Source organism: Tritonibacter aquimaris, from assembly GCF_009617595.1.
GTDB classification, from domain to species: Bacteria; Pseudomonadota; Alphaproteobacteria; order Rhodobacterales; family Rhodobacteraceae; genus Epibacterium; species Epibacterium aquimaris.
The window spans coordinates 156,406-169,778 of the sequence record NZ_WIXK01000005.1; the positions used below are offsets into that span (position 1 = coordinate 156,406).

The window sequence follows — 13,373 nt, forward strand, 5'->3', positions numbered from 1 at the left end:
ATCCTCGTAGAAGCAGTCTTATGGACGCATTGCTGCGCCCCAGGGAAAGCGGCCGACTTTGATGGTTTTGATGGGTTCACGTTTCGCGACATCAATCACCGTCACATCACCAGAGACGCCATTGGTGGTGAAAAGCATCGATTTGTCGGGGGAAAACGCCATGTGCCAGACCCGGCGTCCGACCAGAATGTAGTCTTCCACCTCATAGGTTTGCGCGTTCACCACCGCCACATGGTTGGACGGGCCAAGCGCAACAAAGGCCGTTTTTTCATCCGGGGTGAATTCAAAGCCCACGGGTTGTACCCGGTCTGGATGCACCCCTTTGACCTCAAAGCGGATTTTGCCTTTTTCAGACTGGTTTTCGACATCAAAAATCGAAACGGTTCCCCCGATTTCGGCGCTCACCCATAGTTCGCCACCTTCGGCCGTGAATTCCGCGTGGCGCGGGCGGCTATCAACCAGCGTGTTGGCAAAAAGCTCTTGGGTTTCGGTGTCGATCCAATGAGCCATATTTGTAGTTTCAGAGGTGGTGATAGCGATCTTGCCATCGGGCGAAACCGCCATGCCCTCTGGTTCAATCCCCACGTTGATCTGCGCCACAACCGAACGGCTTTTGATATCAACCACTGTGGTGATCGCATCGTCTTCATTGGCGATGTAAAGGTGGCGATCATCTGGATGCAGCACAAATTGTTCGGGGTCCTCACCTGAAGGCAGATCATACAGAACCTTGCCCGTGTCCGGATCCATCACCTGAACCGTGTCACTGTCAGAGGCGCAGATATAGACCCGGCTGAAATCCTTGGAGAAGGTGATGCCACGTGGGCGCTCACCGGTTTCAATTGTGCGGGTCACCTCAAGGGTTTCGACATCAATCACCGAAATCGTGTCGTCTTTTTCATTGGTTACCCAGATTTCACCAGCCTCAGCAAAGCTACAGAACGGAATCAGGGCAGAGCCCAGGATCAACGATTTTAATGTCATTGGAAGGCCTCACATGTGCTTTCGGGTTGGTCAGCGCCAAGGGTGTCCATTTCACTGGTCTGATGCAGATAGCCGGGCAGGGGCGCTTGGGTGACGACAGCGCGTTGCGTCACCAATGGGATCGGTTGGCGCAGCTGGCCATTCCAGCTGCGATAGCTGAGTGGACGGCCTTTGAACCCTGCAAGTTCAAATGTCTCTGACAAGATAAAATCGCGCAGGGTCTGCGGGTCTGCGCTGCCGGTTCGCGTCACCGCTTCTCCAATGCTGCGCACAGCAGCCCATGCACCATAATCACGAGCGCGCATGTCGCGCTGGGCGAGATCGTGGAAGCGGCTTTGTAGTTGCGCAGCACCCCACTGTTCAACGACCCTGCTCCAGGTCTGCGGCATCAGCCCGGCTGATCCTGCCACCGGGCGCGCGCGCCAGGTGTTAAACGGGATATAGCGGCCAAAATCATCGGTTTCATCCGCGACCAACAAAAGGTCGTAGTCGCCCAAGCGTTGGGTTAGCAGCGGGATTTCCTGTGCCGCGTTGCGGCGCATATCTGCGTCAATGTCCCAGGTGAGTTCCGCGGAAATCTTCAGGCCAAATTTATGGGCGCTGTCGCGCAGGGCTTGGGCAAAGGTCAAATCAATTGGATTGGGGCCAGAAATGAGAGCCAGATCTTCCCAGCGTTTACTCCGGGCAAACTGCATCAACGCGTCGGCACGCATAGCGTCGCTGGGGACGGAATGAAGCAGATTGGCGCGACAATCGCTGCCGCGCAGTGCAATGTCTCCTGCGCTTGCGTTAAAAAGCAGAGCGTTTTGGGCTTGGGTGAGATCGGCAATGGTTGTGATGTTTTGTGGTGCAACATCCAGAACCAAAAGCTGCGATTGCTGCAACGCAGATTGTGCGGAAGCAATAACATCCGCGTCAGTTGTTACTTCCAAGACTGTCAAAGCATAGGTGTGACCGAGGAACTGACCGGTGGTTTTGTTATCTTTCAGCGCAAGCTCAGCCCCCGCACGCGCAAGATCTTCTGGGACCGGGTCCAGATTTGACAGCGTTGGGCGATCTGACTGTACCTGTTTCAAGAACACAATTGGAATGTCGATTGATGTCGCGCCTGCGAGCATCGGTTGCGCTGCTAAAAATAGCGTTGCAATCAAACGTCTTAGCATTGGTGCTCCTCCCAATTCTCAGGCTAAGCGCTGATCTGGACAAGAGACATAGGACCATAGTCGAATTTTCCCCATACCTTAAACCAAGGTCGAATATCCGAGTAGCAAGCGCCTGCGTTAGACCAAGGTTAAGGCTCGAAAGGGAGGTTGATATGACTTTGAGAAACGCGCTGACCGCTTCTTTTCTGATGGCAGCTCCAGCGATTGCGCTGGCCCACGGCGATGTGGCGCCGCAACCTATGGATACAGATGCTTTGCCTGATGTGGGTGAAGAGTGGTTGATTGAGAACCCCTATCGCGACCAAGGGGAAGACGTGTGGGAAACCGCTATTGAGATCGGTGACAGTGGCTACAATCAGAATTGTGCACGCTGTCATGGTCTTGGTGTTGTGTCCGGTGGCTTGGCACCTGATCTGCGCTATCTGGAAGCCGAAGAATTTGGCGATGAGTGGTATATGGAGCGCTTCCGCACCGGATATACTCAAAACGGTATTACAAAAATGCCGGGCTTTGGGGATCTGTTGGGGCAAAAGGCAGCCTGGGCGATACGTACCTATATCGAGACCCGCCCGGATGATGGTGCCTTGGATGACGCGACACCACGTCTGAAAGAAATCCGCGACGAGTTGCAGGCTATGTCTGCGTCTGGCGGCGGTGATATTGGCGCGCTGCAAACTGAGCTCGCTGAGATTGCAGAAAGTGTCGAAACCGGCTCTGGTGCTCCGATTGCGGATAGTGTGGCCTGGCGGGCTGCCAACTTGATTGCGGGAGATGCGCCTGATTTTGCAAAAGCAGCTGAAGTTCTGACAATTGGCTTGTCGGCTGCACAGTAAGGAGCAATAGTTTCTGACCATGGGCTTGGGGAATTTATATATCGCCGCAACACTGGCTTATGCCGTTTCCATGTCATCTGCATGGGCGCGCTGCGCTGACTATATTCCCCAGCCAAAGCCCCAGAACGCTTCTCGTGACATCGTGGGGCAAGATCTTGATACCATTCAGGAACGTGGTTTTATCACCTTTGCCGCCTATGAAGATTTCCCGCCGTGGTCTTGGGAAGACGGCGGGAAAATCACAGGCGTTGATATCGAGATTGGCAGGCTGATTGCCGAAGAGCTTGGCGTCGAGGCCCGTTTCAATCTAGTCGCAGCCGGAGAAGATCTGGCAACAGATTTGCGCAATTGGCTCTGGAAAGGGCCGATTGTTGGCGGCCAGGTGGCCAATGTCATGTTGCATGTGCCCTATGACAGCGAATTTGCCTGCCGGGTGGAGCAGGTGGTGTTTACCGGCCAGTATCACACCGAAGAAATCGCCATTGCCTATCGCAAGGATGACTACCCCGAGGATCCACCGCTGCCTGCGTATTTCCGATTTGATACGGTTGGGGTGGAAAACGATTCCATTGCGGATTTTTACCTTTCATCCTTTCCCGGCGGGCAACTTTCCCAAAACGTAACCCGTTATCCAACCATGTCTGAGGCAATGGCAGGACTTGATGCGGGAAACACCATGGCGGCGATGGGGCCGCGTGCGCAGCTTGAATTTGGCCTGACGGATGCCACCGATGTACATGTGCCGCCTTTGCCGGGGTTCGCCGTGGGATCGTGGGATATCGGTGTTGGGGTTCATTTTGCCTATCGCCCCTTGGCCTATGCGGTGGGGGATGCGATTTTTGCTGCGCTCCAGGATGGCCGCATGGACGCCATTTTCACGCGTTACGGGCTGACGCTAACACCGCCAGAACTGCGCTGAGGTTTCAGATTGTTGTGATCTGGCCCGCGTGATCCACTGCAATAACCTCATTGATTTCAGGCAGGTTGCTTTTTGCCGCTTTGATTTCTTCAACTGTCATCGTGCAAAACGCTGTGGAGGCGGCATCGGCCAGGGCTGCACTGTGCGCCATAACAGACACCGTGCTCCAGTTCATATCAGCGCCGGTGGGGCTCAGGATATGTGAATGACGCGCATCAAGCTGCAGCGCGCCGGGGCTTGAGGTGGCAATCGCCTGGTTCATAAGCTTGCGCGTGGTGACAAGCCCCGCACTTGGATCTTCGACACCAATATGAAACGGGCCGCCGAGCGCCGCGAATTCTCCGATATTGATCAGGGATTTTTGCAGGCCAACTGCGGCAAGCTGGGATTTGATGACATCCGTTGCATATCCTTGTGCAATACCATTGAGGGTGAGCGCTTGACCGCTATCTAGCGCAATTTGATCGGGGCTCTGTGTGACGCGCTCCCAGCCAATCGCGTGTCTTGCTGCTTGTGTTGGCTGTCCGCGCGACAGTGCAAGCCATAGCGGCTGAACCGTCGGGTCAAACGCGCCGGATGTGGCGCGGTGGATAGTGTCACACTGGCGCAAGAGCTCCTGCATCCAGGGATGTGGGTGTGCTAATTTTCCAGCACGATTGAGCCCGGACAGTGCTGAATTGGGATCATACAGGCTGAACTGTCGCTCAATCAGTTTAAGCTGCGCTTTGCAGGTATTCAGTGCGGTTTGGGCCAGATGAGCGGGCGCATAAAGGCTGATCTGAACATCTGCACCTAAGGCAAACCCACGCCAACGTGTCGGGCTTGCATCGGCCGGAAAGCCGATCACACAGGCGCTGAGCGTCAGGAATCTACGACGAGATATCATTTGGCACCTTCCAGTGTCGCAAGGCTTGCTGCCTTGGGGCGCTGCTGTTTGGCTTTGCGTTTTGCAGCAATGATCAAAGGGACACATTGCGCGTCGTCATTGTGAATGGTCACACAGTCCAAGCATTGAAAACATTCATTATAGGCGATTTTTCCGTCTTCCTCTATCGCTCCATAGCTGCATTTTACTTTGCACAGCTGACAGGGGGAGCCGCATTCTGTTCTGCGCGCAATCCAGTCCCGTCCCCGGATCAAGCCGCCAATGGCCATTACGGCACCCAATGGGCAGACATAGCGGCAGAAACCTTTGAACAGGACCATCCCGCTCAGAAGCCACAGCGCGGCATAGGCGACATAGTACCACTCGCGCACAAAAAATGTGGTGATGGCGGTTTTGAACGGCTCTACTTCTGCCGCCTTGTCGAGATTGTCAGGCGACCAGAGCGTGATGCCAACAAGAGCGGCCAGCACGCCATATTTCACCCATTTCAATCGTTTGTCCCACATTGCTGATGGGTTGTAGCTTGGCAGACGCAAGAGCCGCCCAAGATGGTGGGCAAATTCCTGTAGCGCCCCAAACGGGCAGAGCCAGCCGCAAAAATAACCACGCCCCCAAAGGACAAAACCGATGATCACGCCCCCCCAGATCAGCAGCGAGAACGGATCATAGAGCAAAAATACGTAGCTGCCGCCATCAAGTGCTGCGCGCAAAACGCCCATGACCGTGACGATCGACAATTGCCCCTGACCCCACCAGCCAATGAACACGACGACAGATGCAAGAATCGCCAAACGTATCGGTGTATAATAGCGCTGATTGGCGAGCATATCCTGTTTCACCAGCAATGTAGTGCTGAGCGCGAGGAGCACTGCGCCCAAAAGGATCAGATCTGCCTGCCGATTGCGCAGGGCTTCCAGCCAGGGTGGAACCGGCTTGGGTGGTGTGTCGCGTAGAAAAAAGCGCTCATCCGTCTGATGGGCCACTTCAAGGGTCACAGAGCCTTTTTCGGGGCGAAAAATTCCGTGCTCGCGTATCGCGGAAACATTCAGCTGCCATGGGCGTGAGGGATCAAATCCAAGTCTGCGATCCGTGCGCAAGATCATTGCAACCCCATCGGGCACACCGGTGGCAAGTTCTACAAACAGATCCGCATCGCGCAGTGCGACGGGCAACCCATCCTGTTCAGCGGCAATTAAATCGGGGGCGGTGTTACGCACAAAATCGTCGGAAACCAGCCCGTGACGGCCGCGTTCGATCAACAAAAGCGGCTCATCGTGATCTGAGATTGTCAGAAACCGCTGCAGTTCCTCATAGCCATCCTGACTGAGTACCGCGCGGGCAATGGACTTTGGACCTACATCTACCACCCATAGATCCAGATAATGTCCTTCAGGGTCAGATGTGGCCTCATCATCATCGTCTTCCCAAGTGGTGCCTGCAAACAATTGGTCAACTTCGGCATTGGTCACCACAGTGTGTTGCGCCACACCTTGGTGAACCAGATCCACCCAGGTTAGCGGCTCATCCAGGTCTGGGTTGGGGTAGGCTGGTGGTACAGTTGAGATACCTTGCAGCTTCTCTTTGGCAACGGCCAAGGCAGCTGCCATCACCGATTCATGGGCTATGCGCACTGAGGCGGTCGCCTTGGTGACACCATCCAGGTAAACCAGCGAAGAATTACCCGATCCGTCCCCATAGGGGGTTCCCACCACCACCGATGACGATATGGAAAGGCCCGGGTATTGCTCAAAAAACTTGTGAAACGGGGCTTCGCCGAGGCCAGACACAAAGATCGGTTCATTGTGATCCAATAGGCGAACATCGAGGAAGTTTCCTTCTAGATCCAGCACCACCAGCATGTTGATTGCGCTGCCCGAAAACCCCGGCAGCGGTGCAAGCGGTTCGGTCTCAAAGACATATCCTGCCTCTGCACCGCCCGAATTCAACAGGTTATAAACACCATTCTCGCCCTGCATTTCGCCAAGGGAAAACGGCGGCATGATCAGCTCAGCGAGAGCGTCGCGATCACGACCTTCGGCAAGGGCTGCTCCCCCAAACCATACCGTGATCAAAAGCCATGTGATCCAACGTAGTAACATGGAATCAGCCTATGGGGCACGTTGTGCGCTCGCTATACGACGTTGGTCTGGGAGGCGGTGCTACGACCAAAGCACCATTTGCGCTCTGATTGGCTCTGCATATCCTTAATCATACACACAACGGAGGAGACGAATATGGCGTGGAGCGCACCTACACTGAAAGAGATCAACTGCGGCATGGAAATCAACATGTACAGCCCCTCAGAAGATGAGGGCAGCCGTGGCCACGAGCCGGATCTATTCTAAGTGAATTTCACGGGCGGAGCCCAGAAATGAAGTTTATAGTCTTAGGCGCTGCGGCAGGTGGTGGCCTGCCGCAGTGGAATTGCGGCTGTGCCAATTGCTGCGATGCGCGGCGCGGTGTCATCCCCTTTGCAAGCCAGTCTTCGCTCGCAGTTTCTGTGAACGATACAGATTGGGCTGTGCTGAATGCCTCTCCCGATATTCGGACACAGTTGCAGACAACGCCTGCGCTTCATCCAACAGCATTGCGGCACAGCCCAATTTCCTCAGTCCTGCTCACCAATGGGGATATAGACCATGTCGCTGGTCTGTTGAGCCTGCGTGAACAAACCCCGTTTGATCTTTATGCAACGGGGGATATCCACGAGGTTCTGACCCAGAACAGCATCTTTGAAGCGGTAAACCGAAATGTAGTGTCGCGCCACCAGATCGCGCTTGAAACCCGGTTTGATGTTTTGCCCAGTCTGGAAACCATAGTGTTCCCGGTTCCGGGCAAAGTGCCGCTCTATTTAGAAGGTGCTGAGGTTCAAACCGATATGATGGGAGAGCAAACCGTTGGCGTGCGCCTGTCGGATGGCAAACGGGTGGCCTATTATATCCCTGGCTGCGCCATGGTGACGGATGCGCTTTTGAGCCAGATCTCGGATGCGGATATCTTGTTCTTTGACGGCACGCTTTGGGACGATGATGAGATGATCCGCACGGGCACCGGTGTCAAAACCGGACGGCGTATGGGGCATATTCCGATCAGCGGTGAGGATGGATCTATTGCCATGCTCAATAGCCTGAGCTGCCGTAAAGTCTATATTCATATGAATAACACCAACCCGGTGTGGCAGCCCAGCAGCCAAGAACGCGCCTTTGTCGAAGAAAACGGCTGGGTGGTGCCCGTGGATGGTTTGGAGATCATGCTATGACAGTTGAGATGCTCGAAACCCGCCTACGTGCCATTGGCGAGACCCGCTATCACGACAAACACCCGTTTCACCACAAGCTCCATTCGGGGCAATGCACCCCGGATCAGGTGCGGGCTTGGGTGATCAATCGATGGGCCTATCAGGCCGCAATCCCAATGAAAGACGCGGCATTTCTGTCGCGCTGCAGTGATCCCGCCATGCGTCGCGAATGGCGCTCTCGGATCGAAGATCACGACGGCGGCGTGGCTGAGGGCGGCGGGTTGCGTCGCTGGTTGAAACTGGCCGAGGCGGTCGGGCTGGATCCAGACTACGTCGCCTCGGGGCAGGGGATCTTGCCTGCAACCCGTTTCGCGGTTGATGCTTATGTGCGCTATGTGCGTGATATGCCATTGCTTCAGGCGGTGGCCTCGTCGTTGACGGAGCTTTTTGCGCCCTCAATCCATGAACGCCGCATTGAGGGCCTGCTGGAACACTATGATTTCGCCAATGCCGAAAGCCTGTCTTATTTCCGCAAACGCTTGAGCGAGGCGCCTAAAGATGTGGAATTTGGCCTCGCTTGGGTGCTGAAACATGCGGATACCGAAGAAAAGGCTGACATGGCCTGCGAGGCTTTGATGTTCAAAACAGATGTGCTCTGGGCGCAGCTTGATGCGCTTTGGGGGGCATATGTGGAACCGGGCCGTATTCCGCCAGGTGCCTGGCAGCCAGGAGAGGGGCTGTTGTGATGGATCTTGCATTTGCCAAAGCGGATTGCCCTGTGTTGCCCCGTGGCGTGCGGATGCACGAAGATCGTGTGCGTGGTGGTATGGTGCTTTTGGCCCCGGAAAAGGCTGTTGCGCTTGACCCTATCGGAATTGCAATTCTCAGCCGGGTCGATGGGGTGTCTTGTTTTGGCGACATAATATCGGACCTGGCTGAGACCTATAATGCGCCAGTGGATCAGATCGAAAAAGACGTGCAGGCTTTTCTGGTCGGATTGCGGGCGCGCATGTTTGTTTCGGTGGTGTCATGAACGCGCAGCCCCCCATCGCGCTTTTGGCTGAGGTCACCCACCGCTGTCCGTTAGCCTGTCCGTATTGTTCCAACCCCGTGGAACTTGTACGCAAAAACAATGAGCTGAGCACGGAAACATGGGTCAGTGTGTTTCATCAGGCGGCAGAGATGGGTGTTTTGCAGCTGCATCTGTCCGGTGGTGAGCCGGCTGCGCGCCATGACCTGATTGAACTGGCGCAAGCCGGGCGGGATGCAGGGCTTTATACCAATTTGATCACCAGTGGGATCGGTCTGTCGTCCAAGCGGCTTGATCAGCTAGAAGCCGCAGAACTTGACCATATTCAGCTGTCGCTTCAGGGAACAAAACCCGAAATCGCTGATTGGGTCGGTGGCTATAAGGGCGGCTTTGACCGCAAAATGAAAATCGCGAATGAGATCAAAGAGCGTGGTATCCCGTTGACGCTGAACGCGGTGATGCATCGCCACAATCTGGATGATCTCGATCGCACCATTGAAATGGCACAGGAAATGGGGGCCCGCCGTCTTGAGGTTGCTTGTGTGCAGTTTCACGGCTGGGCGACACAAAACCGTGGCATGTTGCTGCCCACGCGTGCACAAGCCGCTGCCACTAAAGAAAAAGTTACTGCTGCGGCAGAACGGTTGCGCGGTGTTTTGGCCATCGATTTTGTGCCCCCGGATTACTACGCGGAATACCCTAAGGCCTGCATGGGCGGCTGGGGCAGCGCTGGGCTGAATGTGACACCTGAAGGCAAGGTGCTGCCGTGCCATGCCGCAGAAACCATTCCCCATCTTCAGTTTGAAAACGTGCAAGATCGCCCCTTGCGCGAGATCTGGTACAAAAGCCGCGCGTTTAATGCCTATCGTGGCACTGATTGGCTGCCGGATCCCTGTAAAGGGTGTGAGCGCAAAGAGATCGATTTTGGCGGGTGTCGCTGTCAGGCCTTGGCCATTGCCGGGGATGCGCAGGCGACTGATCCAGTCTGTGTCCGTTCCCCCATGCATGGGCGTGTGCTCGAAATGCTTGCAGAAGCAACGCAAGCGGATCAGGCAGATTTCGTTTATCGAAAGCCAGCGCCAACCCGGTGAATTTCCATAAAGTGTTACCCATGATCGAACTGCTCGACTGGGCAGGCTTTGGTTTGACATCATTTCTGCATAGTGAGATCATGACGTCATTAAAGGGGGTATTCTATGGCCAAAGACAAAACCGATAAAACCACGTCGGATAAGAAAAATACCTCCTTGCGCTTAGATCGCAAAACGCTGAAGCTATTAAAAATTCGTGCAATTGAAGACGAAACCAGTGTTCAAAAAATCATTGAAACCTTGATCGAAGAGTATTTGGACACGTCCAAGAAAAAGAGCTGATGTCATGTCAAAGCGCCTTCTTTCTTTTTCCGGTGCCTGTGCGTCGGATAACTGGGGCGACCTTTCAAATCATCTGAGCACACGTATTGAAGAGCGTGTGCCGGCAACATCCTTTAAAATGCTCGATTGTTTTGATCAGAGCCTGCGCGCTTCTAAAGCGCTCTTACTTGAAGTCGGTGAGGAACTAATTCTTGTCGACGCAAACGGTGCAATGTGGCGCCAACCTGCCGCCCGCAGTGGAAATTTTGTAGCTGATCTCTGTGATGGCCCTGTCAAAGCGCGGCTTACGCATATGTCGCCCCTGCGATGCCTGCTGGAAATGGGGCAGGGGCAGATTGATTGCACCATGTTACAATTTGCCGACGACAGCGAAAATACGCATCTGCGGATTGGCTGGCTAGTGCTCTCTGCAGGGGAGACTACCGTTACATTGCTGACAGTGAATGCGATGCGTGGGTATAAGAAATCGGCAAAGCACCTACATAAGACGCTGCAGAATAGGGGGGCTGTCCCTGCGGATCTTGCTGAAGTGACTGATGCCCTGTTTCCTGATCTAGATCACTATGTGGCCAAACCTAAACTTTCGTTTGCACCCTCGACAACGGCCTTTGATGCGGCCAATCAAATCGTTCGCGCATATTTAGCCGTAGCGCGACAGAACGAGCCTGGTGTGATTGCGGATTTTGATACGGAGTTCTTGCATGAATACCGCATTGCTATGCGCAAAATCCGTTCAGTTCTGAGCCTGTTTAAAGGGGTGTATGAGGACGCGGTCACCGCTGAGCTTAAGCAGCGTTTCTCAGGCCTTATGGCATCAACCGGACCATTGCGGGATCTCGATGTCTATTTGTTAGAACGTGAGCTCTATTTCGACATGTTGCCTGACAAGCTGCATGAAGGGCTGCGCTTGATGTTCGAAGCCTTTGAAGCAGATCGCAGCGCAGCTTTAACAAGTCTGACCAATCGGTTGCAAAGCGTCGAATATAAACGCGATATGGCAGAATTGCAGTGCATGTTTGACACTCCTGACGCGCTTTTACAGGGGGAGCACGGCGACGAAAGCGTTGCAGACTACGCCAAGAGACTTATCTGGAAACGCTATAAGAAAGTCTGCAAAACGGCGCGAGAAATTGATGATGCAACGCCTGATGCCCAGGTGCATGAGCTGCGAATATCATGCAAAAAGCTGCGCTATCTCATTGAGTTCTTTAAGCCAGAATTCGATGCAGCCGACATCAAGGTGATCTTGAAGCCGTTGAAACGTATGCAGGAAAATCTGGGTCTCTTTAATGACTACTCTGTGCAACAAGAAAGTTTGCAAACGTTTGTGGAGCGTGGCCGTCTAAACGGGCAGCCAGCCCTTAAAGCGGCGCAAAGTGTCGGCGCTTTGATCGTGATTTTGCATATGCGACAGCTAGAAGAACGTGCGCGCGTGGTGCAAAATTTTGCTCGATTTGACAGTAGCCAGACACGTCAGTGTTTTCGCAGATTGTTCAGCTAGGCGGTATGGTGGCATGGCACACGGCGCGGTGAGACCACAATAGGCGTGAAATCACATCACGGTCTCATCTGGTTGTGCCTTCGTTTGACCGGAGGCAGTCGATTAATGTCTCGTTTGGTCATACCATGTGTTTTGAAAAAACTGAAACCGCGAGATTGAGAAGAAGCTGATGCAGGAAATTGAACGTAAATTTCTGGTGCGCGCTCTGCCTGATTTGTCGCAAGCCATGCGTACAGAGGTCCGTCAGGGCTATATCACCCATCCCACAGATGCGGTGGAGATGCGGCTGCGCCAGACTGATGGTAGCTTTGTGCTGACGTTCAAATCTGGCGAGGGCACCGTGCGGGTTGAGCGGGAAGCTGAAATAAGCCAGGAACAATTTGAAACATTCTGGCCCGAAACCACGGGCCGCCGCGTGGAAAAAATCCGCTGGAGCGCAACGCTGCCCACAGGCCAGCTCTATGAGCTTGATATCTTTGAAGGCGCGCTTGATGGGCTTTTGCTGGTCGAAGTTGAATTCGATACTTTAAAAGCCGCAGAAGCCTTTGCGCCACCTTCATGGTTTGGAGCGGATGTCACCAACGACAAACGCTACAAGAATAAGAACATGGCGGTGAACGGTCTGCCGATTTAGGCCAATGATCGCCGCATCATATAAATGTCCATCAGCCAGCCATGTTCGGCACGCGCCTTTGCACGGGTGTTGGTGATCTCTTCGCTCACAGCACTAAGCGGGCCTGCGATGGAAATCTCATTCTCCATCCCTGCATAAGCGGTCCACCAGATTTCAATGCCTGCTGGATCAAGGCTTTTAAATGAGCATTGCCCATCCAGCATGACAACAACGGTTTCCGCAGTCTTTGGCCAGCCCGCATCGCGCAGTTGTCGACCTGTGGTGATGGTTACGGCCTCGTTGATCTGGTTCAGCGGTTCCGCATGGGCAGCTGTCAGCGCTTGAATTGAGGTGATGCCAGGGATCACGTCAATTGTAATATCGCCTTTGCTGTTCAACCGTTCCGCAATACGCATTGTGCTGTCATAAAGCGACGGATCCCCCCAGACCAGAAAACCGACCTTGCCACCCTCTGGTAGTGCGTGCTGCATATGATGCCACCAGAGTGCAGCGATCATATCGTGCCAGTCATCAACCCGTTTGCGATAATCTGTGGTGGCCTCATCGCGCACGGGCAGGTCGAACTCCAGGATGGTGGGGCCCGGCTGCTGGATCACCTGTGCGCAAATAGCCTGACGTAAAGACGCCAGATCATCTTTTCCCGCCCCTTTGTTGGGGATCAGGATCAGATCCACCGAATTCAATGCATCCACCGCCTGTAGCGTCAGATGATTCGGGTTTCCGGTGCCAATACCAATAAGAGACAATGTATATGAGGTCATCGATGGCTCCAACGGTGTGGTACAAGATGGGATCTGAGCAATGGTTGTGAC

General features: G+C 54.2%; 15 protein-coding genes. 10 read left to right on the forward strand and 5 right to left on the reverse strand.

What is annotated here, in order from left to right; all coding sequences use genetic code 11:
• Window positions 1-18: 18 nt before the first annotated feature.
• Window positions 19-984, reverse strand: coding sequence for a YVTN family beta-propeller repeat protein (locus GG681_RS11095; RefSeq protein ID WP_153548083.1), 966 nt, complete (start codon window positions 982-984; stop codon window positions 19-21).
• On the reverse strand, window positions 981-2,147 hold the full coding sequence (locus tag GG681_RS11100; protein WP_235899901.1) for an ABC transporter substrate-binding protein: 1,167 nt from the start codon (window positions 2,145-2,147) through the stop codon (window positions 981-983). The genes GG681_RS11095 and GG681_RS11100 overlap by 4 nt, the downstream gene beginning before the upstream one ends.
• A gap of 152 nt (window positions 2,148-2,299) precedes the next feature.
• On the opposite strand from GG681_RS11100, the gene pedF reads away from it, so the two are divergent.
• Both pedF and GG681_RS11110 read left to right on the forward strand, forming a co-directional pair.
• Window positions 2,300-2,980 (forward strand): cytochrome c-550 PedF, encoded by a 681-nt coding sequence (gene pedF / locus GG681_RS11105; protein ID WP_153548084.1) that lies wholly within the window; start codon window positions 2,300-2,302, stop codon window positions 2,978-2,980.
• A gap of 70 nt (window positions 2,981-3,050) precedes the next feature.
• Entirely contained in the window at window positions 3,051-3,899 is an 849-nt protein-coding gene (locus tag GG681_RS11110; RefSeq protein WP_235899902.1) for a substrate-binding periplasmic protein, read from the forward strand.
• A 4-nt stretch (window positions 3,900-3,903) separates the two neighbouring features.
• Here the strand turns inward: GG681_RS11110 and GG681_RS11115 are convergent, their stop codons facing one another.
• On the reverse strand, window positions 3,904-4,785 hold the full coding sequence (locus GG681_RS11115) for an FAD:protein FMN transferase (protein ID WP_153548086.1): 882 nt from the start codon (window positions 4,783-4,785) through the stop codon (window positions 3,904-3,906).
• Window positions 4,782-6,884 (reverse strand): 4Fe-4S binding protein, encoded by a 2,103-nt coding sequence (locus tag GG681_RS11120; RefSeq protein ID WP_153548087.1) that lies wholly within the window; start codon window positions 6,882-6,884, stop codon window positions 4,782-4,784. Before GG681_RS11120 ends, GG681_RS11115 begins: the two co-directional genes overlap by 4 nt.
• 135 nt (window positions 6,885-7,019) lie before the next feature.
• On the opposite strand from GG681_RS11120, the gene pqqA reads away from it, so the two are divergent.
• From pqqA to GG681_RS11155, 8 genes are all read left to right on the forward strand, one after another.
• On the forward strand, window positions 7,020-7,130 hold the full coding sequence (gene pqqA, locus GG681_RS11125; protein ID WP_153548088.1) for a pyrroloquinoline quinone precursor peptide PqqA: 111 nt from the start codon (window positions 7,020-7,022) through the stop codon (window positions 7,128-7,130).
• A gap of 26 nt (window positions 7,131-7,156) precedes the next feature.
• Window positions 7,157-8,044 carry a pyrroloquinoline quinone biosynthesis protein PqqB gene (gene pqqB / locus GG681_RS11130; protein ID WP_153548089.1) on the forward strand — a complete coding sequence of 296 codons (888 nt, stop codon included), beginning with the start codon at window positions 7,157-7,159 and terminating at the stop codon, window positions 8,042-8,044.
• On the forward strand, window positions 8,041-8,769 hold the full coding sequence (gene pqqC, locus GG681_RS11135) for a pyrroloquinoline-quinone synthase PqqC (protein ID WP_153548090.1): 729 nt from the start codon (window positions 8,041-8,043) through the stop codon (window positions 8,767-8,769). The genes pqqB and pqqC overlap by 4 nt, the downstream gene beginning before the upstream one ends.
• Window positions 8,769-9,056: a pyrroloquinoline quinone biosynthesis peptide chaperone PqqD gene (gene pqqD, locus GG681_RS11140; RefSeq protein WP_153548091.1), complete on the forward strand. Its 288-nt coding sequence runs from the start codon at window positions 8,769-8,771 to the stop codon at window positions 9,054-9,056. The genes pqqC and pqqD overlap by 1 nt, the downstream gene beginning before the upstream one ends.
• A complete protein-coding gene (gene pqqE / locus GG681_RS11145) occupies window positions 9,053-10,144 on the forward strand; it encodes a pyrroloquinoline quinone biosynthesis protein PqqE (protein WP_153548092.1) in 1,092 nt (363 codons plus the stop codon). Before pqqD ends, pqqE begins: the two co-directional genes overlap by 4 nt.
• A gap of 105 nt (window positions 10,145-10,249) precedes the next feature.
• A complete protein-coding gene (locus tag GG681_RS17710) occupies window positions 10,250-10,426 on the forward strand; it encodes a hypothetical protein (RefSeq protein ID WP_194287174.1) in 177 nt (58 codons plus the stop codon).
• Between the two features lie 4 nt (window positions 10,427-10,430).
• Window positions 10,431-11,927 (forward strand): CHAD domain-containing protein, encoded by a 1,497-nt coding sequence (locus tag GG681_RS11150; protein WP_153548093.1) that lies wholly within the window; start codon window positions 10,431-10,433, stop codon window positions 11,925-11,927.
• Between the two features lie 169 nt (window positions 11,928-12,096).
• The gene (locus GG681_RS11155; RefSeq protein WP_153548094.1) at window positions 12,097-12,561 is read left to right on the forward strand and encodes a CYTH domain-containing protein; all 465 of its coding nucleotides are present in this window, start codon (window positions 12,097-12,099) and stop codon (window positions 12,559-12,561) included.
• Here the strand turns inward: GG681_RS11155 and cobF are convergent.
• Entirely contained in the window at window positions 12,558-13,322 is a 765-nt protein-coding gene (gene cobF / locus GG681_RS11160; RefSeq protein WP_153548095.1) for a precorrin-6A synthase (deacetylating), read from the reverse strand. The genes GG681_RS11155 and cobF overlap by 4 nt on opposite strands.
• Window positions 13,323-13,373 lie beyond the last annotated feature (51 nt).